We start from the raw sequence: 18,919 nt of genomic DNA, 5'->3' as shown, positions 1-18,919 counted from the left end.
ATCAGCCTCCTGCGGTGGGGGCGAGCACCTCGAGGCGGTCGCCGGGGGCGAGCTCGGTCGTCGCCCAGCTGCTGCGTGGGACGACGTCGCCGTTGCGCGCGACCGCGACCCGGTCGTGCCCGCTGGTGCGCTGTTCGACGAGCGCGGCGACGGTGGTGCCGTCGGCCAGCTCGACCGGGCTGCCGTTGACGGTCAGCGAGATGGTCATCGGTGCGGGAACCTCTCGACGGTGAAGGGGGCGGCCAGCTCGGGCAGCTCGCCGGTGTCCAGCAGCTCGGCGACGACGTCGCCGGTCACCGGGGTGAGCAGGACGCCGTTGCGGTGGTGGCCGGTGGCCAGCACCAGCCCAGGCAGTCCACTGGCGCCCAGCAGCGGGGCGTTGTCGTCGGTGCCGGGCCGCCAGCGGGCGAGGGTCTCGACCAGCTCCAGCTCCGTCACCCCGGGCACGACCTCGATCGCGTCGTGCAGCAGGTCGTGCACCCCGCCGGCGGTGACCGTGGCGTCGAAGCCGCGGTCCTCGGTGGTCGCCCCGACGATCAGTCCGTCCTCGCCGTACGGCACCAGGTAGACCTGCCGGCCGCGGACGAGGGCACGTACGGTGCCGGTCAGCAGCCCGGCCGCACCGGCCATCCGCAGGATCTGCCCCTTCACCGGCCGGACCGGCAGCGGCGGTACCCCGGGGAGGGTGCCGCTGTGCGCGCCCAGGGCGAGGACGACGGTGCCGGCGGACAGTGCCGAGCCGTCGGTCAGCTGCAGCCCGGTGGCGCGCCCGCCGGTGGTCTGCACCGCGGTCACCCGGTCCCGGACGAACCGGACCCCTGCGGCCTCGGCGGCGGCGGTCAGCGCCCGGTGCAGCGCCCGGCCGTCGACCGAGTGGTCGCCCGCGACGGCCAGCCCACCGCGCAGCCGCGGGGTGAGCGCGGGCTCCCGCCGCCGGGTCTCCCGCGGGGTCAGCCGCTCGACGGCCAGCCCGAGCTCCTGCTGGTAGCCGAGCAGCGCGTCCAGCGCCCGCACGTCGTCGGCGTCGAAGCCGACGACCAGGGTGCCGGCGGTGCGCAGCCCGACCGGCAGGCCGCCGGCCGCCTCGACCTCGGCGGCGAACGCCGGATAGCGCTGCAGGGACGCCAGGCACAGCCGGAGCAGCGCCTGCTCGCCGTAGGCCGCCTCGGTGACCGGTGCGAGCATCCCGGCGGCGGCGGCCGAGGCGCCGGTGCCCGGGGCGTCGTCGACGACGGCGACCGACAGGCCGCGCTGCGCCGCCCGCCAGGCCACCGACAGCCCGATCAGCCCGCCGCCGGCCACCGCCACGTCGATCACCGGGGCTCCGCCAGGGCCCGCAGCAGCTCCGCCGTCGCGGCTCCGGGGTCGTCGGCGGCGGTGACCGCGCCGACCACCGCGACCCCGGAGGCGCCGGCGGTCAGCAGTTCCCCGACCCGCGCCGCGGTGACCCCGCCGATGGCGATGACCGGCACCGGCACCGCGGTGGCCACGGCACCGACCCCGGCGACCCCGATCGGGTCCGGGAGCCCGGTCTTGGTGCTGGTGGCGAAGGCCGGGCCGACCCCCAGGTAGTCCGCGCCCTCGGCCACCAGCTGCCGGGCCCGCTGCGGGTCGCGGGCCGTGCCGCCGAGCAGGTGCCCCGGCCCGGCGACCCGCCGGGCGGCGGCGAGCGGGAGGTCGTCGGCGCCCAGATGCGTCCCGTCGGCGCCGACGGCGAGGGCGACGTCCACCCGGTCGTTGACCAGGCAGGTGGTGCCCGCCGGCCGGCAGAGCTCGACCACGGCCCGGGCGAAGTCGTACAGCACCCGGTCGCTGCAGCCCTTCGCCCGCACCTGCACCACCGGCGCACCGGCGGCCACCGCGGCGGCGATCGCGGCCAGCGCGGCCGGTCCGCCGTCGGCGTCGGTCAGCACGTGCAGCCGGCCCAGCGGGGAGGTCATGCCCGCTGCCGCCCGCGGCGGGCGTCGAGCAGCGCGATCACCGCGGTGAGGGACGCCGCCACGGCCAGGCTGATCAGCGAGGCCGACCAGCCGTTGGCCGGGTCGATGCCGAGGTCGGTCTGGCGGGCGGTCCACCAGGAGGTCCAGCCGGCGCCGACGCCGGAGAAGAAGGTCGGCAGGGTCAGCTGGTAGGCGATGAACCCGGCGAGCCACGGCAGCAGGTAGACCAGCCGGGCCGGAGCGGTGTCCGAGGTGTCCCACCGGCCCGGGGCGCTCAGCGCGTAGGCGACCAGGAAGACGCCGATCAGCGGCACGAAGACCGCGCCGATCAGGAAGAGGAACGGCTCGTAGGCGACGATGTCGAAGCTCAGGGCGAGCACGGTGGCAGTGGCGCCGACGCCCAGCGCGAGCAGCCGGCGGTCCAGCCGGGCCACCACGTTCTGCGCCGACACGGCCGTGGAGTAGACGTTCGCGAACGCCTCGTCGAGCTCGACCGTGATGAGCACCAGCACCGCCAGCGCCCCCAGCGGCACCGCCAGCAGCGCGTCGATGACGTCCAGCCCCGAGCTGCCGTAGGCGGCCAGCGCCAGCACGCCGAGGGTGAACATCGCGATGGTGGCCAGCCCGTAGCCGAGGGCGGCGCTGGTGCCGGCGACCCGGCCGCTGCGCACGTGCCGGCTGTAGTCGGCGGCGAGCGGGAACCAGGAGATCGGCAGGGCGATCACGATGTCGGTCGCCGTCCAGAAGGACGCGGCGCCGCCGGCGTCCAGCGCGGCCCTCGGCTCGGAGAGCACCTCGACGAAGAGGTAGGCGATCGCGGCCAGCGCCGCCCACACCGCGTAGCGGGACAGCACCCGGACCACGCCGAGGGGCCGCAGCGCCATCGCGGTGGCGAGCACCCCGGCGAGCAGCACGAACGGCCAGCGCGGCGCGTCCAGCACCCGGGACGCCGCCTCGGCGATGATCACGATCTCGAAGGTGGCCCAGCCGATGCACTGCACCAGGTTCAGCGCGGTGGGCAGGTACGAGGCCCGCCGGCCGAGCAGGCCGCGCAGCAGCACCATCCCCGGCACGCCCTCGCGGGCGCCCGCCGCGGCGGCCAGCCCCAGCAGCGAGGCACCGATCAGGGCGCCGACGACGATCGCGCCGAGCGTGACCGACAGCGGCCGCCCGGGCAGGACGACGTAGACGGCGGCGACCGGCAGCAGCAGGCTGATGCCGAGGTTGCCCCACAGTCCGGCGGACTCCCGGAAGCCCAGCGTGCGGGCCGCCGGTTCGGTGAGGGTGAGCGGTGCGTCCGCACCGGACGTGGTCGTGCCGACGGTTCCAGATGTGCTCATCACGGGCTCCCTACGCCGGCATTACCCGGTCAGGTTCCAGCGGTCGGCGGCGTGTCAGCCGCCCTCTCAGCCCGGTCCTCCGAGCTCCCGCACATGGCTCGACGCCATGACGTGGCCACCCTAACCACTCTCGTAGAGTCCGCGCCGTGCCGGTCGCCGAGCTGCTTCGACGTCATCCCGAGAGCTGGAGCGCGGCCACCGCGCACCCGTTCCTGACCGCCGTGCGCGACGGGTCCCTGCCCGCCGGCGCCTTCGACACCTGGCTGGTCCAGGATGCGCGCTTCGTCGCCGACCTGCTGGGGTTCCAGGCCCGGCTGCTGGCCCGCGCGCCGCGCCCCGCCCAGGCGGTGCTGGCCGGCGGCCTGGTCGCGCTGGTCGAGGAGCTGGCCTGGTTCGAGGAGCAGGCGGCTGCCCGCGGCCTGGACCTCACCGCACCCGCGCTGCCGGCCACCGTGGCCTACGCCGAGCTGCTGGAGCGGCTGGACGCCGCCGAGGTGCCGGTGGCGCTGACCGCGCTGTGGACCATCGAGCGCACGTACCTCGACGCCTGGACCAGCGCGCTGCCCGGCGCACCGGCCTACCGGGAGTTCGTCGAGCACTGGACCGTGCCGGGCTTTGCCGGCTACGTCGCCGGCCTGGAGACGGCGGCCGATGCGGTGGGCGGTGGTCAGGACGGCGTCTTCGCCGAGGTCGTCGCCGCCGAGGTGGCCTTCTGGGACATGGCCCTGGGGCGGACGGCATGAGCCTGGCCGCCGATCTCTGGGCGGAGAACGCCGACCTCGCCGCCGTCGCGCTGGCGCACCCGTTCGTGCAGGGCATCGCCGACGGCAGCCTGCCGCGGGAGCTGTTCGCCGGCTACGTGGCGCAGGACGCGTTCTTCCTGGAGTCCTTCGCCCGCGCCTACGCCCTCGGCGCTGCGCACAGCCCCGACCGGGCCGGGCTCGACGTCTTCGCCGACCTGCTCGCCGGGGTCCGCGAGGAGCTGCGGCTGCACGAGGGCTACGCGGCCCGCTGGGGCATCGACCTGGCCGCGGTGGAGCCGCTGCCGGCCACGCTCGCCTACACCGAGTTCCTGCTCGCCACGGCGTCCCTGGGCGGGGCCGGGCTGACCTGCGCGGCGATGACGCCGTGCATGCGGCTGTACGCCCACCTCGGGCAGTCGCTGGCCGGCCGCTCGGCGAGCACCTACGGCGAGTGGGTCACCACCTACGCCGACCCCGGCCTGGAGGAGCTGACCGGCACGCTGGAACGGCTGCTGGACGGGACGGCTGCCGACACCCCTGCGGTGCGCCGCGCCTACCGCCGGGCCATGGAGCTGGAGGTCGGCTTCTTCGACGCCGCCTGGCGCGATGGTGTGGTGCCCGGCTGATGCTCAGGAGAAGACCGGCGACCAGGCCCCGCTGAGCACGCTGGCGGTGACCGCCGCCGCGCAGAGGACCACCGCCCCGACGACGAAGCACCGGTCCAGCGGCTGCAGCCGGGACCCGCGGGCGTTCGTCCGGGTCACGCCCGAGTCGAAGCCCCGCGCGTCCATGGCGGTGGCCAGCCGGCTGCCCCGCCGGATCGCCCCCACCAGCAGGGCGAAGGCGGTGCTCGCCAGCAGCCGCACGTGCGCCACCGGGTTCCGGCCGCCGTCCACCCCGCGGGCGCGGCGGGCCAGCCGGATCGTCTCCCACTCCGCGGCCAGTAGCGGTACCAGCCGCAGTGCGGCGAGCGAGCCGTAGGCGAACCGGGTGGAGACCCGCCAGTGCAGGGTCAGCGCGTCGGCCAGCCGCACCGGGTCGGTGGAGGCGACCAGCAGGATGCCGGGCAGCGCCAGGGCCACCACCCGCAGCGCCCAGGTGGCCCCGCTGACCCAGGCCTCGGCGCCGTCCAGCGAGCCGAACGCGACGTTCACCCAGGCCACCCCGAGGGCGCTGAGCAACAGCGGCCAGGTGCGGCGCAGCACGTCCCCGGGCCGGCTCAGCCCCGCAGCCGGCAGCAGTGCGAGCTCGGCGGCGAGCAGCACGCCCGGTGTCACCAGGTCGCCGCTGATCAGCAGCACGCAGGTGACGACGAGGACGGCCGACAGCTGGGCCACCGGGTTGACCGCGGACAGCGGCACCGGCCGGGCCGGGCCCAGGGAGAGCGGGGCGCTCACCCCGGCACCGGGGCGCCGAGGGTGCACACGTCGTCGGCGAGCGCGGTGACCACGGCGGCGTCGTGGGTGACCAGGCACAGCGCCCGGTCGCCGTCCTGCTGCTCGGCCAGCAGCGCCACCAGCTCGGCCCAGGTCTCCCGGTCCTGCCCGAAGGTCGGCTCGTCGAGGACCAGCACCCGCGGGGAGGTGGCCAGCGCGGTGGCCACCGACAGCCGCCGCTGCTGGCCGCCGGAGAGGGTGAACGGGTTGGCGTCGGCGAGGGCGGCCAGCCCGAGCCGCTCGAGCAGCTCCTCGGCCGTGGCACGGGCCTGCGCGGCGCCCGCCCCCGACCGCAGTGGCCCCAGCGCCAGCTCGTCGCGCACCCGGCCGGTGAGGAACTGGTGCTCGGGCTGCTGGAAGACGGTGCCGATCCGGGTCGCCAGCTCCGCGGCCGGCCAGCGGTGCGGTGGCCTCTCCGGACGGCGCAGCCCGGCGGTCACCGTGGCGGCGGCGACGACCCGGCCGGTGGTCGGCGCCCGCAGCCCGGCCAGCAGCAGCGCCAGGGTGGACTTGCCCGTGCCGTTCGGTCCGGTGACGGCCAGCGTTCGGCCGGCCCGCAGGGCGACGTCGGTGGGCGCCAGCGCGGGCCGGGCGCCGCCACGGTGGGTGAAGCCGGCCGCCTCGCCGGCCAGCAGCACCTCCCCGGGCGGGTGCACCCACCGCACGGGCACGCGCAGCGGCGCCGGCCGCCAGCCGGGCGGGTGCTCCACCGTGCCGCCGTGGGGCAGCAGCTCCACCACCCGGTCGACCAGCGGCAGCCAGGACTCGACGTCGTGGTCGACGACGACCAGCGTCGCCGAGCGGTCGGCCACCGCGCGGGCGACGGCGGCCCGCACCAGCGCCGCGCCGTCCGGGTCGAGCTGGGCGGTCGGCTCGTCGAGCAGCAGCAGGCCCGGACGCGGCGCCAGGGCACCGGCCAGCACCAGCCGCTGCTTCTGCCCACCGGACAGCGCCGCGGTGGCGTGGTCCCGGCCGAGGCCGAACCCGACGGCGTCCAGGGCGGTGTCGACGGCGGGCCAGATCAGCTCCGGCGGCGTCCCGGTGTTCTCCAGGCCGAAGGCGACGTCGTCCCCGGCCCGGGTCATCACCAGCTGTGCGTCCGGGTCCTGGAACACCACCCCGACCCGCTGGCGCCGCCGGTCGGGCGCCGCACCGTCCACGCTCAGCTCGCCGGTGGCGTCGCCGGACTCCGGCTCGAGCAGGCCGCCCAGTGCCCGCAGCAGCGTCGACTTGCCCGATCCGGACGCGCCGGTGAGCAGCACCCGCTCACCGGGCTCGATCCGCAGGTCGACGTCCTGCACCGCCCAGGCCCGCCGGCTGGCGTGCCGGAACCCGAACCCGGCGAGCCGGACGGTGGCCGGACCGACCTCCTCGTGCTCGAACGGCCCCGTCCCCGGTACCCGCGGCGCGCCGAGCGTGTCGCGGGGTGGGACGGGGCCCTCCATCAGACCCGCGACCGGCCGGAGGCGAAGGACGACAGCACCCCGCTGGCGGCCAGCGCCCGGGTCAGCGCGATGCCGCCGACCCCGGCGATCACCACGGTGCTGACCACGATGAGCGCCGTGTACGTCGTCATCCAGCCGGCGGTCCAGTCCGGGTAGTAGTTGACGAGGTCCAGCCCGGCCGCCGTGCCCCCGGCGAGCGCGGCGGCCAGCAACGCCTGCGGCCAGCTGTAGCGGCGCCAGCCGAAGGCGGCGAAGCCCAGCTCCCCGGCCAGCCCCTGCAGCAGGCCGTAGACGATCACCAGCGAGCCCCAGGCCGAGCCCAGCAGCGCGGAGACGATCCCGGCGATCAGCTCGGCGAACAGGGCGGCGCCGGGCTTGCGGATGATCAGCGGGGCGAGGACGGCAGGCAGCAGCCACACCCCGTACATGACGGCCTGACCGGGCGGGAAGGCGCCGAAGGCCGGGCCGGTGGCGGCCCAGAGCAGCCCCCAGGCCCAGAAGACGACGCCGAAGGCGACGCCCAGCACGGCGGTGACGACGATGTCGACGGTGCGCCAGCTGCGGCGCGGCGCGCCCTGGGCAGCGTCGGACGGACGGACGGCCTGTTCGGCCATGGTGCTCCTCCAGACTCCCTGCGCCGGCATGACCCGGATCAGGTTCGAGGGTCTGCGGTTGCCCGCACTCTCAGCGCCGAGGCGCTCCCCTGTCGTGTGTGAGCGGTGAGCGTAACCCGGTCGGGTGCGCGGCCGGGGTGGGCTGGTGATAGGCAGGACGGCAGCACGGCGGGCCGGTGGCCCGCCGACGGACTCGACGAGGAGACGCAGTGGCAGAGCAGCGGACGGCGATCATCACAGGAGCGGCGCGCGGGATCGGCGCGGCCATCGCACGGCGGTTCGCCCAGGACGGGATGGCCGTCGCCGTCCTGGACCTGGACGAGGCGGCCTGCGCGGGCACGGTCGAGGAGATCCAGAAGGCCGGGGGCGAGGCGCTCGCGGTCGGTGCGAACGTCGCCGAGGAGGAGTCGGTCAACGCCGCGGTCGAGCGGATCGCCGCCGAGCTCGGTGCCCCGACGGTGCTGGTGAACAACGCCGGCATCACCCGGGACAACCTGCTGTTCAAGATGAGCGTCGCCGACTGGGACGCCGTCATGGGCGTGCACCTGCGGGGTGCCTTCCTGATGAGCAAGGCAGCGCAGAAGCACATGGTCGAAGCCGAGTTCGGCCGGATCGTGAACCTCTCCAGCGTCTCGGCGCTGGGCAACCGCGGCCAGGTCAACTACTCCGCGGCCAAGGCGGGCATGCAGGGCTTCACCAAGACCCTCGCCATCGAGCTCGGCCGGTACAACGTGACCGCCAACGCGATCGCCCCCGGCTTCATCGAGACCGAGATGACCGCGCAGACCGCCGAGCGGGTGGGCGTGCCGTTCGAGCAGTTCAAGGAGATGGCCGCCAAGCAGATCCCGGTCGCCCGGGTCGGCCAGCCCGAGGACATCGCGCACACCGCCTCGTTCCTGTGCAGCGAGGGCGCGGGCTTCGTCTCCGGTCAGGTCATCTACGTCGCCGGCGGCCCCCGCGACTGAGTGGAGGACCCCGCTGCCCCGGGTTGAGCCGCTCCGCTCAGGGTTGAGCCGCGTGACCGCGCGGCCCGACCCTGCCCGGGGCGGCTCAACCCGCGCGGCGGTTCAACCCGCGCGGCAGCTCGGGCCGCCGTGCACGCCGCGGCGGGCGAGCTCGGCGGTGAGCCGGGTCCACACCCGCACCGGCAGCAGCCGGGCCAGCTTCATCGCGACCATCATCGGCACCGGGAAGACGACCTCGGCCTTGTCCCGGGCGATGCCGTCGGCGATGGCGCGGGCTGCCACGTCGGCCTCGACCTTGAACGGCATCGGGAAGAGGTTGCGGTCGGTCAGTCGGGTGGTCACGAACCCCGGGTTGACGATCTGGACGACGACGCCGCGCGGGGCCAGCGAGCCGCGCAGGCCCTCCAGCAGGTTGATCAGCGCCGCCTTGCCCGCGTTGTAGGCCTCCGAGCCCGGCAGGCCGCGGTAGCCGGCGACCGAGGCGACCCCGACGACCCGGCCCCGCCCGGCGGCCAGCATCTGCGGGACGACGGCCTCCATGGTGTGCACCGCGCCCATCACGTTGACCTGCAGGTGGTCGGCGAACAGCTGCGAGTCCCACGGTTCCACGTGGAACGACGACCACGTGCCGGCGTTGAGGACGGCGACGTCCAGCCCGCCCAGGGCCTCCCGCACCCGCTCGCCCGCCGCCACGGTGGCCGCTCTGTCGGTGACGTCCACCGGGACGACGACCATCCGGCTCCCGGCCACCTCCGCGAGCTGCTCGGCGTTGCGGGCGCTGATCGCCACCCGGGCCCCTCGGTCGGCCAGCTCCCTCGCCAGCGCCGCACCGATGCCGGTCGAGGCACCGGTGACCCAGATGCGTGCACCGGAGATCTCCATGCCCGCCAGCCTGGATGATGGCGGACATGGCAGCACGCAAGAAGTCGTCCGCCGGGCCGGCACCGCGGCTGGGGCACGGCGAGTTCGTCGCCTACCCGGGCGGACCCACCGCGATCTACGACCTGCTGGAGCGGCTGAGCGCAGCGGCCGGGGACTCGCCGGACTTCGGCACCCCCGGCATCAGCCTCGACCGCAAGCGGCTGACCGTGCGCTGGCACGGCGAGCTGCCCACGCCGGTCCAGGCCGTGCTGGCCGACCCCGGCTGTGAGGTCACGGTGCAGCAGACCGAGTTCCGCCCCGGTGACCTGCGGGCGGAGGCGGAGCGGCTGCTCCGGGGCCACCCGGGTGTCCTCGCCTCCGCCACGGCCCGGCCCGAGGGAGACGGGGTAGAGGTGCTCGTGCCGCCCGCGGTCGCCGACCCCGCCGGTGGTGCCGAGCAGGCGGTGGCCGGGCTCAGTGACGTCCCGCTGTTCGCCGAGGTCGGCGAGACCCCACCGGCCTGACCCGCCCCTGGAGGGGCCAAAGTCGCGATTTTGGCCCCTCGGGTCAGTGGGTGGCTGGGCCGTAGGTGAGGTGGGCGACGCCATTCGACAGGGTCTCGGCGCCGAGCAGGGTCAGTGGCTGGGACGTCCCCTGCGGGAACAACCGGATCCCGGTGCCGACGGCCAGCGGGTAGACGTAGAGGTGCAGCTCGTCGACCAGCCCGTCGGCGAGCAGCGCCCGGACCAGCGTGGCGCTGCCGCTGACGTACAGGTCGCCGTCCGCCTCGTCCTTGAGCGCCCGGATCCGGTCGGCCGAGTAGCCGCCGACCACGGTCGAGTTCCGCCAGACCGACTCCGCGTCGGTCAGCGTCGAGCTGACCACGTGCTTGCGGGTGTCGTTGAAGAACGGGGCGCCCTCGTCGTCCTCCACGGTCCGGGTCGACCAGGCCGGGGCGAACATCTCGAAGGTCTTCCGGCCGAGCAGGATCCCGGTCGAGGAGCCGGTCAGCGTGCCGATGGACGCGGCCAGGTCGTCGGGGAAGCCGTACTCCATCGTCCACACGGGGGTGTCGGCCACCCCGTCGACGGTGGTGAACTCGTGGACCTTGATCGCGCCCATGTGCGGTGCTCCTCTGGCGGGGGCTGGTGGTGTCGTAGCTGAGACGGCGCCCGGCGCCGTTCCTCATCGGCGATGCGGCGCTCAGCCGTAGCTGGGGTCCACCGGGGTGGAGGGCTGCACGGCGACAGCGTCGAGGTCCGGCGCGGTGAGGACGGCGTCGATCGCCGCGCGGCTGCCGCCGACGTAGGTGAGGTAGCCGTCGATCTCGGTGGCGACCAGCCAGGTCCGGTCCGCCGGCCACCAGAGGCTCGCGCACCGCCACTCCACGGGCGTCGGCAGCACCGGCGCAGCGGCGACCGGGCCGGTGAGCAGGTGGTACGCCCGGCCCGGGGTCTCCACGCGCATCGGCCGGTCGGTCCAGGCCTCGGTCTCCTCCAGGCCGAAGCCCTCCCAGAGGCAGAAGTACGCCTCCGTCGGGGTCCCGGTGAACTCACCCAGCACCCGGGCGAGGGCCGCAGTCTCCCGGGCGTCCAGCCCGCCGTCGGAGGGTCGGCCCCAGCGGTCGGAGCCGGCCACCAGGTCGTCGAACCGGATCTCGGCGGTCAGCGGCACCCCGGTGGCGGCGGCGATCTCCGACCACCGGTGCCGTGGAACCGGCTCATGCCGGGGGTAGGTGGGCGGCAGCACCCGGGCGTAGGCCTCGAAGACCGGCGGGACGAGCCCGGCGACCGTCCAGGAGGTGAGCTCCGGCGTCAGGGCCGCCTCAACCCACGCCGCCGGGCTGGTGTCGGCCAGCACCCACATCCCCGGCGCCCAGTCGACCGGCTCCCGCGCGTCCATCCCGCCATCCTGGCGGGCCTCGCTCAGCTCAGGAAGCCCGCTCAGCTCAGGAAGCCCGCTCAGCCGAGGAAGGTGCTCACCAGCAGGTAGCCGTTCAGCGCGATGATCAGCGCGGCGACGACCGAACCGGTCAGCGTGGTGACCCGCCGGTTGACCCAGCCGCCCATCAGGTCCTTGCGGGAGGTCAGCCACAGCAGCGGCACCAGGGCGAACGGGATGCCGAAGCACAGCACCACCTGGGACCAGACCAGCGCCGTCGTCGGGTCACCGCCCAGGCCGAGCACCAGCAGCGCCGGGGCGAGGGTGATCAGCCGGCGGGTCAGCACCGGGATGTGCTTGCGCAGGAACCCGGCCATCACGACCTGGCCGGCGTGGGTGCCGACCGAGGAGCTGGCGAACCCGGCGGCGAGCAGGGCGATGGCGAAGGCCAGCGCCGCGCCGCTGCCGAGCTGGTCGCCGAGGCCGGCGTGCACGCTCTCCAGCGACTCGATGCCGTCGCCGGCGGTGAAGAGCTGCGCGGCGATCACCAGCATCGCGGCGTTGACCAGCCCGGCCAGGCCCATGGCGATGAAGACGTCGATCCGCTGGGCACGCAGCAGCCCGCGCCGTCCGGTGTGCGACTTCCCGGCGGTGACGGTGTCGCCGTAGCGGCCCGGGGTGAGCGCGGAGTGCACGTAGATGACGTGCGGCATGACCGTCGCGCCCAGGATGCCGGTGGCCAGCAGCAGGCTGTCGGTGCCGGCGAAGCTGGGCACCATGCCCGAGGCGACGCCGCCCGGGTCGACCCCGGCGCCGATCAGCGTGTAGACGAAGCCGCCGCCGATCACCAGCAGCAGCCCGGTGATCACCCGCTCGAACGGCCGGAACCCCCGCGACTGGGCGGCCAGCAGGACGAACGCGACGATCGCGGTGATGATCCCGCCGATCCACAGCGGCACCCCGAACAGCAGGTTCAGCGCGACCGCCCCGCCGACGATCTCGGCCAGGTCGGTGGCGATCGCGACCGCCTCGGCCTGCGCCCACAGCCCCCAGGTGACCGGCCGGGGGAACCGCTCGCGGCAGCAGGTGGCCAGGTCCCGACCGGTCGCCAGCCCCAGCTTGGCGGTGAGGGTCTGGATGAGCATCGCCATCAGGTTCGCCGCGACGATCACCCACAGCAGGGTGTAGCCGAACGAGGCGCCGCCGGAGAAGTTGGTCGCGAAGTTCCCGGGGTCGACGTAGGCGACGGCCGCGACGAACGCCGGCCCGAGCATCGGCCACAGCCGCCGCTTCGCCTTCGGCGCCGGTGGGGTGGGCCGCGGCAGGGTGCGCGGCAGCGTGCTGGTGAGGACGGCGGCCTCGGTCTTCGACAGGTACACGGTGACCTCGCGGGGGCGGCGGCAGGAACGGTCGTCCCTGTCCTGCCCGACCCGCGCGGGCCACCGGGGCCGACCTGTGGCCCCCAGGGGTCAGGTCAGGCTCACCTGCGTCGTCCCCGAGGGGTCAGGTGCGCTTCGGCTGGCGGACCATGGTCCAGATCGGCAGCTCGTGGTCCACGGCGGTCCGGGTCGAGTGGGTGACGGCGAAGCCCGACCGCTGCAGCCACCGGACGACGGTGGAGGTGTAGACCGTCACCGCAGCCGGGACCCGGTCGACGTCGCAGCGGTCGAGCACCGGCTGCAGCACCGCGGCGCCGAGCCCCTGGTGCCGGGCGGCGGGCCGGGTGCCGACGGCGTGCAGCCACCAGTGCGGCTCGTCCGGTCGGCCCAGCGCGCCGAGCCGCTCGCTGGCCAGCACCACCGGCTGGCGGGCCCCGAACACCCGCGGCAGGTCCCGGTCGATGACCGCCTGCAGGTCCGCGGCGTGCGGCGGGGCGTCCGGCGCCACCCAGGCGGCGGCCGCGTCGACGTCGTCGGTGACCCACGCCGTCCCGGCGAGCACCGGCACCAGCGCGCCCCACAGCTCCGCCCAGCGGGACAGCCGCTGGGTGCGGCCGTCCTCGGGCAGCGCCCAGGAGGTCCAGCGGTAGTCGGGGTAGGCGACGGCCAGCGTGGCGGCCAGCCGGGGGACGTCGGCGCGGGTGGCCTTGCGCACGACGGGGGACTCGGTCACCCGAGGATCAGACCACGGCCGGGCCGGCTGTCGCCGGGCGAGCTGTCAACCGCCATTCGCGGACAGCACAACAATTGCGCTGACTGCGCAATGGGACATTCTGTGTCGACTTCTCCGACTTCCGGGCACTTGAGTGGGCCCCGTCCATTCCGACGGCCGACAGGAGAACCACCGATGACCACCGAACAGCTCCGCGCAGCGCCAGCCACCAGCGCGTCCAGCCTGGGAGACGCCGTCTACGACCGGCTGCTGAGGGAGCGGATCGTGTTCCTCGGCCAGGAGGTCGACGACGTGATCGCCAATCAGATCGCCGCGCAGATGCTGTTGTTGTCCGCCGAGGACCCGCACCGGGACATCCACCTCTACATCAACTCCCCGGGCGGTTCGGTGTCCGGCGGAATGGCGGTCTACGACACCATGCAGTTCGTCGACTGCGACGTGGCCACCTATGGGATGGGCATGGTCGCCTCGATGGGGCAGTTCCTGCTCACCGCCGGGGCCGCAGGCAAGCGGTACGCCCTGCCGCACGCGCGGGTGATGATGCACCAGCCCTCGGCCGGTCTCGGTGGCACCGCGGCCGACATCGGGATCCAGGCAGAGATGCTCGGGCGGCTCAAGCGGCAGCTGAACGAACTGCAGGCGCACCACACCGGTCAGGCCGTCGACCAGGTCGAGCGGGACTCCGACCGGGACCGCTGGTTCACCGCGACCGAGGCCCAGGACTATGGCCTCATCGACCACGTGCTCCGGGACGCGTCGGCCCTGCCGGGGTGACCGGGGCTGTGGGCACGACCCCGGCGACGAGCTCGTCGATCCGGGCCGCGTGCGCGCCACGCCAGTAGACCTGCCCGCACCGGGTGCACCGGGAGAACTCCTCGACGGTGCGGCGGGTGCCCGGCTCCAGCAGGTCGGCCACCTCCGCCTTGGGCGCCGGCCGCAGCTCGCCGTTGCACGTGGTGCACCGGGTCAGCGGTGCCGGGACGACGGTGAACCGGTCCAAGACGTCGGCGAGCTGGTCGTCGGTGCCGCTGCCGCGCACCAGGGCTCCGGCCGGCAGTGCCCGGCGCATGAGCAGCCCGCGGTCCTGGGTCAGCAGCACCCGGTCCTCGGCCGCCGCCTGCGCCACGAGCTCGGGGTCGTCGGCGTCGTTGCGCCAGGCGGCGTCCAGGCCGAGCAACCGGAGCCGCCGGGCCAGCCCGCCGAGCCCGACGTCCAGCAGGAACCCGCCGGCGGGCACCGGCTGAGGTCGGTCGACCGGCCGCACCCCCAGGACGGCGCCGGGCGCAGGCCGGACGGCGAGCGCCGCGTCGGCCCCGTCGACCAGCACCCGGCCCACCTCGGTCAGCGGGACGCCGGCCGCCTGCACCAGGTGGCCGACGGTCGCATCGGGGTCGAAGGGCAGCCGGCGCTCGCCGGCGGACCGGAACCGCGGCGCGAGCAGCCATCGCAGCTCCGGGTCCAGCCGGACGGCGACGTCCTGCGGCATCGTTGGCCCGGTCACGTCCGGGCACTACCCGCTGGGTCCGGACGGGTCACACCGCCGGGGTGTTGCTTGAACTGTCAAATAATCCGGAGCAGACTGGGTGTCTCGACCACCTCAGGAGTGCACCGTGCCCGTCCAGCGCCTCAACCACGCCGTCCTCTTCGTCCGGGACGTCGACCGCAGCACCGCCTTCTACCGCGACGTCCTGGGCTTCCGGGTGCGGACGGAGATGCCCGGCCGGGCGGTGTTCCTGCAGGCCGAGGGGTCGACCAACGACCACGACCTGGGCCTGTTCGCGGTCGGTGCGCAGGCCGGCCCCTCCGGTGCCGGGCGCAGCACGGTGGGGCTCTACCACCTGGCCTGGGAGGTCGACACCCTCGCCGAGCTGGCCCGGATCCGCGGCGCGCTGGCCGACGCCGGGGCGCTGGCCGGGGCCTCTGACCACGCCACGACCAAGGCGCTGTACGCCCGCGACCCCGACGGCATCGAGTTCGAAGTCTCCTGGCTGCTGCCGGCCGACCTGATCACCCCGGATGTCCAGGCGCTGGGCGCGATCACCCGACCGCTGGACCTGGACGCCGAGATCGCCCGCTACGGCGCCGAGACGAAGGGCGGCATCGGGGTCAGCGTCCCGGTCTGACTCCGCCCGGGCGCGCGGCGAGTGCGCAGTTCTGGTCGCCGACACGGCGCGACACGCCGCGGGGGGCGACGCGAACTGCGCACTCGAGGACGGCGCGGGCCTCAGCCGACCTGGGTGCCGGGCTGTGGGCGGATCACCAGGATGCTGCTGCTCGCGGTGCCGAGCAGGCGCTCGTCCGCGTCGAGCAGACGCGCCTCGGCCAGCGCCGTCCGGCCACCCAGGTGGGTCACCGTGCCGACGCAGGTCACCCGGCCGGTGTCCAGGGTGATCGCGCGGAGGAACTTCACCGTCAGGTCCAGGCTGGTGTAGCCGACGCCGGCCGGCAGCATCGAGTGGACGGCGCAGCCGGTGGCCGAGTCGAGCAGCGTCGCGTAGACGCCGCCGTGCACCGAGCCGATCGGGTTGTAGTGGTACTCGGCCGGATCGAACGCGAAGACGACGCGGCCCGGCTCCACCTCGATCAGGTCGAACCCGAGGGTGTCGGCGATCGGCGGCCCGGGGAGCTCCCCGGCTGCCACGGCGCGCAGCACGTCCAGCCCGGCGGCGGTGCGGGCGGCCGTCGCGGTCTCCATCGGGTCGCCCCAGGCGAAGGTCCTCATCCGATCGGTCACGGCCGGACGCTAGCGCGCCGGTGTCGAGCCCCCGTTCACCGCAGCTTGACATCGCCCGAATCGGCCGACGATCCTCCGGTCAACTGGTCATGACCAGACCACCGGCGCCCCGTCGCGCCCGAGCACCCGAGGGGGCCGTGATCCTGAGCGACACCGAGCCCGGTCCCGTCCTGCGGGGCCGGCTGGTCACCGGCGGCTCGGTCGTCGACGACGGGGTGCTCGCCGTCGCCGGCGACCGGGTCGCGTTCGCCGGCCCGGCGGGGGACTGGGCCGGTGCGCTGCCGGCCCCTGCGCCGAGGACGCTGCTGCTGCCCGGGCTGGTCGACCTGCACTGCCACGGCGCCGCCGGGCACGGCTTCCCCGACGCGGACGTCGCCGGGGTGCGCGCCGCGGCCGCCCACCACCGGGCCCACGGGACGACGACGCTGGTGGCCAGTCTGGTCTCCGCCCCGGCGGCGGTGCTGCGCGAGCGGCTGACCGTGCTGGCCCCGCTGGTCGAGGCCGGCGAGCTGGCCGGGGTGCACCTGGAGGGACCGTTCCTCTCCGCCGCCCGCTGCGGTGCCCAGGACCCGGCTGCACTCGTCCCGGGGGACCCGGCGCTGCTGACCGAGCTGCTGACCCTCGGGCGGGGGACGGTCGTCTCGATGACGCTTGCGCCGGAGACCGCGCACCGGGCCGAACTGGTCGACCTGCTGCGCGCACACGGGGCGATGCCCAGCTTCGGGCACACCGACGCCGCCGCCGCCGAGGTCGCCGCCGCGATCCGGTCGGCGGCTCCGGGCGGTCCACTGTCGGCCACCCACCTGTTCAACGGGATGCCGCCGCTGCTGTCCCGGGCGCCCGGTCCGGTCGCCGCCTGCCTGGCCGCCGCGGCGCGCGGCGAACTGGTGGTCGAGCTGATCGGGGACGGCGTGCACCTGGCGCCGGAGACGGTGGCGACCGTCTTCGACCTGGTCGGCCCGGGCGCGATCGCGCTGGTCACCGACGCGATGGCCGCCGCCGGGATGGCCGACGGCAACTACCACCTCGGCGCGCTGCCGGTCGAGGTGCGCGGCGGCGTCGCCCGGCTCGCCGGGGAGTCGGCCGCCATCGCCGGGGGGACGGCGCGGCTGGTGGACGTCGTCCGGGCGACCGTGGCGGCCGGCGTCCCGCTGGCCGACGCCGTCCTGGCCGCGAGCGGCACCCCGGCCCGGCTGCTGGGCGCCATCGAGGTCGGGCACCTGACCCGCGGGGCCCGCGCTGACGTGCTCGTCACCGACCTGGACCTGAACCCCACCGCCGTCCTGCGGGCCGGCGTGTGGGTGCACCGAGAGGAGAGCTGACCGTGGAGGTCGTCCTGCTGCCCACGCCCGAGGACTGCGGGCGGGTCGTCGCCGACGCCGTCGCCGGGTCGGTGCTGGCCGCGCTGGGTCGCGGTGGGCCGGTGGTGCTGGGCCTGGCCACCGGGTCCTCGCCGTTGCTGGCCTACCGGGAGCTGCTGCGCCGGCACCGGGAGGAGGGGCTGTCCTTCGACGGCGTGCAGGCGTTCCTGCTCGACGAGTACGTGGGCCTGCCCGCCGGCCACCGGGAGAGCTACCGCGCGGTGATCCGCCGGGAGCTGACCGACGCGCTCGGGCTGGACCCGGCGGTGGTGCACGGCCCGGACGGCGCGGCCGCCGACCCGCTGCAGGCCGCCCTGGACTACGAGGCGCAACTGCTCGCCGCCGGGCCGGTGGCGGTGCAGGTGCTGGGGATCGGCGCCAACGGGCACCTGGGGTTCAACGAGCCCGGCTCGTCGCTGGCCAGCCGCACCCGCGTCAAGACGCTCACCGAGCAGACCCGGGTCGACAACGCGCGGTTCTTCGGCGACGACGTCGCCGCGGTGCCCCGGCACGTGATCACCCAGGGGCTGGGCACGATCCTGGGCGCCGAGCACCTGGTGCTGGTGGCGACCGGGGAGGCGAAGGCAGCCGCGATCGCCGCCGCGGTGGAGGGGCCGCTGACGGCGTCCTGCCCGGCGTCGGTGCTCCAGCTGCACCGGCACGTCACCCTCGTCGTCGACGAGGCGGCCGGCGCCCAGCTGGCCCGGGCCGACTACTACCGGTACGTGCTCAGCCACAAGCTGACCGAGCAGAGGTGGTGACGGCGCTGATCGTCGACGGGGTGGTGCCCAAGCACGAGCAGCTGCGCGGCCGGCTGACCGAGCTGGCCACCCGGCTCCCGGCGGGCGCCCCGTTGCCCGGGGAGCGCCAGCTGTGCGTCGAGCACGGGGTCAGCCGGATCACCGTGCGCGAGGCGATCGGCCAACTGGTCAGCGAGGGCGTGCTCGTGCGGGTGCGCGGCAAGGGCACCTTCGTGGCCGAACGGCCCGCGCGGTCCCGGCTGCACCTGGCCTCCTTCCACTCCGACATGCGCCGGCTCGGGCTGCGGCCGAGCACCGTCGTCCTGGCGGTCGACCGCGCCGTGCCGCCGCCGGCGACCCGGGCCGCGCTGGAGCTGGCCGCGGGGGAGCGGGCCTGGCACGTGCGCCGGCTGCGGCTGGCCGACGACCAGCCCATGTCGGTCGACGACGGCTGGTACCCGGTCGCGGTGGCGCCCGACCTGGACGAGGCCGACCTGACCGGCTCGCTCTACACGCTGCTCGCCGAGCGGTACGGCTGCACGATCGAGCGGGCCGAGCAGACGGTGCGGGCGGCGGAGGCCGACCGGGACTGCGCCGTCCTGCTGGGGGTGTCGCCGTCCCGCCCGGTGCTGGTGTTCGACCGGGTCTCCTACAGCGCCGGCCGGCCGGTCGAGCACGCGCTGTCGACCTACCGCGGTGACCGGTACGAGGTGGCGATGACCGTGGAGCCGGGGTAGGGCTGAGCCC

General features: G+C 75.2%; 23 protein-coding genes and 2 riboswitches. Of the genes, 9 read left to right on the top strand and 14 right to left on the bottom strand.

Annotation, left to right across the window (positions count from 1 at the left end; genetic code table 11):
• Window position 1: 1 nt before the first annotated feature.
• From thiS to O2W16_RS04510, 4 genes are all read right to left on the bottom strand, one after another.
• Complete coding sequence (gene thiS / locus O2W16_RS04525; protein ID WP_269157617.1) at window positions 2–208, bottom strand: sulfur carrier protein ThiS; 207 nt, start codon at window positions 206–208, stop codon at window positions 2–4.
• A complete protein-coding gene (gene thiO / locus O2W16_RS04520) occupies window positions 205–1,317 on the bottom strand; it encodes a glycine oxidase ThiO (RefSeq protein WP_269157616.1) in 1,113 nt (370 codons plus the stop codon). The genes thiS and thiO overlap by 4 nt, the downstream gene beginning before the upstream one ends.
• Window positions 1,314–1,940 carry a thiamine phosphate synthase gene (gene thiE, locus O2W16_RS04515; RefSeq protein ID WP_269157615.1) on the bottom strand — a complete coding sequence of 209 codons (627 nt, stop codon included), beginning with the start codon at window positions 1,938–1,940 and terminating at the stop codon, window positions 1,314–1,316. The genes thiO and thiE overlap by 4 nt, the downstream gene beginning before the upstream one ends.
• Window positions 1,937–3,280: a purine-cytosine permease family protein gene (locus O2W16_RS04510; RefSeq protein ID WP_269157614.1), complete on the bottom strand. Its 1,344-nt coding sequence runs from the start codon at window positions 3,278–3,280 to the stop codon at window positions 1,937–1,939. The genes thiE and O2W16_RS04510 overlap by 4 nt, the downstream gene beginning before the upstream one ends.
• A riboswitch (TPP riboswitch) is annotated at window positions 3,271–3,381 on the bottom strand. It overlaps the preceding gene by 10 nt.
• A 45-nt stretch (window positions 3,382–3,426) precedes the next feature.
• On the opposite strand from O2W16_RS04510, the gene O2W16_RS04505 reads away from it, so the two are divergent.
• The gene (locus O2W16_RS04505; protein ID WP_269157613.1) at window positions 3,427–4,023 is read left to right on the top strand and encodes a TenA family transcriptional regulator; all 597 of its coding nucleotides are present in this window, start codon (window positions 3,427–3,429) and stop codon (window positions 4,021–4,023) included.
• Window positions 4,020–4,649, top strand: a complete 630-nt coding sequence (locus tag O2W16_RS04500) for a TenA family protein (RefSeq protein WP_269157612.1) — start codon at window positions 4,020–4,022, stop codon at window positions 4,647–4,649. The genes O2W16_RS04505 and O2W16_RS04500 overlap by 4 nt, the downstream gene beginning before the upstream one ends.
• 3 nt (window positions 4,650–4,652) lie before the next feature.
• Here the strand turns inward: O2W16_RS04500 and O2W16_RS04495 are convergent, their stop codons facing one another.
• The 3 genes from O2W16_RS04495 to O2W16_RS04485 all read right to left on the bottom strand — a co-directional run bounded on the left by O2W16_RS04495 (window position 4,653) and on the right by O2W16_RS04485 (window position 7,518).
• Window positions 4,653–5,420 carry an energy-coupling factor transporter transmembrane component T family protein gene (locus O2W16_RS04495; RefSeq protein ID WP_269157611.1) on the bottom strand — a complete coding sequence of 256 codons (768 nt, stop codon included), beginning with the start codon at window positions 5,418–5,420 and terminating at the stop codon, window positions 4,653–4,655.
• Entirely contained in the window at window positions 5,417–6,904 is a 1,488-nt protein-coding gene (locus O2W16_RS04490) for an ABC transporter ATP-binding protein (protein ID WP_269157610.1), read from the bottom strand. Before O2W16_RS04490 ends, O2W16_RS04495 begins: the two co-directional genes overlap by 4 nt.
• Window positions 6,904–7,518 carry an ECF transporter S component gene (locus O2W16_RS04485; protein WP_269157609.1) on the bottom strand — a complete coding sequence of 205 codons (615 nt, stop codon included), beginning with the start codon at window positions 7,516–7,518 and terminating at the stop codon, window positions 6,904–6,906. The genes O2W16_RS04490 and O2W16_RS04485 overlap by 1 nt, the downstream gene beginning before the upstream one ends.
• A riboswitch (TPP riboswitch) is annotated at window positions 7,517–7,619 on the bottom strand. It overlaps the preceding gene by 2 nt.
• Before the next feature lie 108 nt (window positions 7,620–7,727).
• Between O2W16_RS04485 and fabG the strand changes: the two genes are divergently transcribed.
• Window positions 7,728–8,483 carry a 3-oxoacyl-ACP reductase FabG gene (fabG, locus tag O2W16_RS04480; protein ID WP_269157608.1) on the top strand — a complete coding sequence of 252 codons (756 nt, stop codon included), beginning with the start codon at window positions 7,728–7,730 and terminating at the stop codon, window positions 8,481–8,483.
• A gap of 102 nt (window positions 8,484–8,585) precedes the next feature.
• Here fabG and O2W16_RS04475 read toward each other — a convergent pair whose 3' ends face one another.
• Window positions 8,586–9,365: an SDR family NAD(P)-dependent oxidoreductase gene (locus O2W16_RS04475; protein WP_269157607.1), complete on the bottom strand. Its 780-nt coding sequence runs from the start codon at window positions 9,363–9,365 to the stop codon at window positions 8,586–8,588.
• Window positions 9,366–9,391: 26 nt separating this feature from the next.
• Here O2W16_RS04475 and O2W16_RS04470 point away from each other — a divergent pair, with 26 nt between their 5' ends.
• Window positions 9,392–9,868: a hypothetical protein gene (locus O2W16_RS04470; protein WP_269157606.1), complete on the top strand. Its 477-nt coding sequence runs from the start codon at window positions 9,392–9,394 to the stop codon at window positions 9,866–9,868.
• Between the two features lie 43 nt (window positions 9,869–9,911).
• Here O2W16_RS04470 and O2W16_RS04465 read toward each other — a convergent pair whose 3' ends face one another.
• The 4 genes from O2W16_RS04465 to O2W16_RS04450 all read right to left on the bottom strand — a co-directional run bounded on the left by O2W16_RS04465 (window position 9,912) and on the right by O2W16_RS04450 (window position 13,337).
• Window positions 9,912–10,466, bottom strand: coding sequence for a dihydrofolate reductase family protein (locus tag O2W16_RS04465; protein WP_269157605.1), 555 nt, complete (start codon window positions 10,464–10,466; stop codon window positions 9,912–9,914).
• A gap of 81 nt (window positions 10,467–10,547) precedes the next feature.
• Window positions 10,548–11,246: a hypothetical protein gene (locus tag O2W16_RS04460; RefSeq protein WP_269157604.1), complete on the bottom strand. Its 699-nt coding sequence runs from the start codon at window positions 11,244–11,246 to the stop codon at window positions 10,548–10,550.
• A gap of 59 nt (window positions 11,247–11,305) precedes the next feature.
• Window positions 11,306–12,604, bottom strand: a complete 1,299-nt coding sequence (locus O2W16_RS04455) for an Nramp family divalent metal transporter (RefSeq protein ID WP_269157603.1) — start codon at window positions 12,602–12,604, stop codon at window positions 11,306–11,308.
• A gap of 124 nt (window positions 12,605–12,728) precedes the next feature.
• On the bottom strand, window positions 12,729–13,337 hold the full coding sequence (locus tag O2W16_RS04450; RefSeq protein ID WP_269157602.1) for a GNAT family N-acetyltransferase: 609 nt from the start codon (window positions 13,335–13,337) through the stop codon (window positions 12,729–12,731).
• Between the two features lie 174 nt (window positions 13,338–13,511).
• On the opposite strand from O2W16_RS04450, the gene O2W16_RS04445 reads away from it, so the two are divergent.
• Window positions 13,512–14,111 carry an ATP-dependent Clp protease proteolytic subunit gene (locus O2W16_RS04445; RefSeq protein WP_269157601.1) on the top strand — a complete coding sequence of 200 codons (600 nt, stop codon included), beginning with the start codon at window positions 13,512–13,514 and terminating at the stop codon, window positions 14,109–14,111.
• On the opposite strand, the gene O2W16_RS04440 is transcribed toward O2W16_RS04445, so the two are convergent.
• Window positions 14,068–14,823 carry a Mut7-C RNAse domain-containing protein gene (locus tag O2W16_RS04440; protein WP_269157600.1) on the bottom strand — a complete coding sequence of 252 codons (756 nt, stop codon included), beginning with the start codon at window positions 14,821–14,823 and terminating at the stop codon, window positions 14,068–14,070. The two genes, O2W16_RS04445 and O2W16_RS04440, sit on opposite strands and share 44 nt — an antisense overlap.
• 124 nt (window positions 14,824–14,947) lie before the next feature.
• Here O2W16_RS04440 and O2W16_RS04435 point away from each other — a divergent pair, with 124 nt between their 5' ends.
• Window positions 14,948–15,460: a VOC family protein gene (locus O2W16_RS04435; protein WP_269157599.1), complete on the top strand. Its 513-nt coding sequence runs from the start codon at window positions 14,948–14,950 to the stop codon at window positions 15,458–15,460.
• Between the two features lie 101 nt (window positions 15,461–15,561).
• Here the strand turns inward: O2W16_RS04435 and O2W16_RS04430 are convergent, their stop codons facing one another.
• The gene (locus O2W16_RS04430) at window positions 15,562–16,071 is read right to left on the bottom strand and encodes a PaaI family thioesterase (protein WP_269157598.1); all 510 of its coding nucleotides are present in this window, start codon (window positions 16,069–16,071) and stop codon (window positions 15,562–15,564) included.
• A gap of 137 nt (window positions 16,072–16,208) precedes the next feature.
• On the opposite strand from O2W16_RS04430, the gene O2W16_RS04425 reads away from it, so the two are divergent.
• From O2W16_RS04425 to O2W16_RS04415, 3 genes are read left to right on the top strand one after another with little or no spacing between them, the layout of a single operon-like run.
• The gene (locus tag O2W16_RS04425; RefSeq protein ID WP_269157597.1) at window positions 16,209–17,393 is read left to right on the top strand and encodes an N-acetylglucosamine-6-phosphate deacetylase; all 1,185 of its coding nucleotides are present in this window, start codon (window positions 16,209–16,211) and stop codon (window positions 17,391–17,393) included.
• Window positions 17,394–17,395: 2 nt separating this feature from the next.
• Window positions 17,396–18,193 (top strand): glucosamine-6-phosphate deaminase, encoded by a 798-nt coding sequence (gene nagB, locus O2W16_RS04420; RefSeq protein ID WP_269157596.1) that lies wholly within the window; start codon window positions 17,396–17,398, stop codon window positions 18,191–18,193.
• Window positions 18,190–18,909: a GntR family transcriptional regulator gene (locus O2W16_RS04415; RefSeq protein WP_269157595.1), complete on the top strand. Its 720-nt coding sequence runs from the start codon at window positions 18,190–18,192 to the stop codon at window positions 18,907–18,909. The genes nagB and O2W16_RS04415 overlap by 4 nt, the downstream gene beginning before the upstream one ends.
• The last annotated feature ends 10 nt before the right edge of the window (window positions 18,910–18,919 follow it).

It is taken from the genome of Modestobacter sp. VKM Ac-2984 (genome assembly GCF_026967985.1).
Taxonomy (GTDB): Bacteria; Actinomycetota; Actinomycetes; order Mycobacteriales; family Geodermatophilaceae; genus Modestobacter.
This window is presented reverse-complemented; position numbering and strand designations above follow the sequence as displayed.

Excerpts from the sequence above, each read along its gene's own strand:
- thiS (WP_269157617.1), bottom strand. The coding sequence starts at position 208 with ATGACCATCTCGCTGACCGTCAACGGCAGCCCGGTCGAGCTGGCCGAC.
- thiE (WP_269157615.1), bottom strand. The coding sequence starts at position 1,940 with ATGACCTCCCCGCTGGGCCGGCTGCACGTGCTGACCGACGCCGACGGC.
- O2W16_RS04510 (WP_269157614.1), bottom strand. The coding sequence starts at position 3,280 with ATGAGCACATCTGGAACCGTCGGCACGACCACGTCCGGTGCGGACGCA.
- O2W16_RS04500 (WP_269157612.1), top strand. The coding sequence starts at position 4,020 with ATGAGCCTGGCCGCCGATCTCTGGGCGGAGAACGCCGACCTCGCCGCC.
- O2W16_RS04490 (WP_269157610.1), bottom strand. The coding sequence starts at position 6,904 with ATGGAGGGCCCCGTCCCACCCCGCGACACGCTCGGCGCGCCGCGGGTA.
- O2W16_RS04485 (WP_269157609.1), bottom strand. The coding sequence starts at position 7,518 with ATGGCCGAACAGGCCGTCCGTCCGTCCGACGCTGCCCAGGGCGCGCCG.
- O2W16_RS04475 (WP_269157607.1), bottom strand. The coding sequence starts at position 9,365 with ATGGAGATCTCCGGTGCACGCATCTGGGTCACCGGTGCCTCGACCGGC.
- O2W16_RS04470 (WP_269157606.1), top strand. The coding sequence starts at position 9,392 with ATGGCAGCACGCAAGAAGTCGTCCGCCGGGCCGGCACCGCGGCTGGGG.
- O2W16_RS04465 (WP_269157605.1), bottom strand. The coding sequence starts at position 10,466 with ATGGGCGCGATCAAGGTCCACGAGTTCACCACCGTCGACGGGGTGGCC.
- O2W16_RS04460 (WP_269157604.1), bottom strand. The coding sequence starts at position 11,246 with ATGGACGCGCGGGAGCCGGTCGACTGGGCGCCGGGGATGTGGGTGCTG.
- O2W16_RS04445 (WP_269157601.1), top strand. The coding sequence starts at position 13,512 with ATGACCACCGAACAGCTCCGCGCAGCGCCAGCCACCAGCGCGTCCAGC.
- O2W16_RS04440 (WP_269157600.1), bottom strand. The coding sequence starts at position 14,823 with ATGCCGCAGGACGTCGCCGTCCGGCTGGACCCGGAGCTGCGATGGCTG.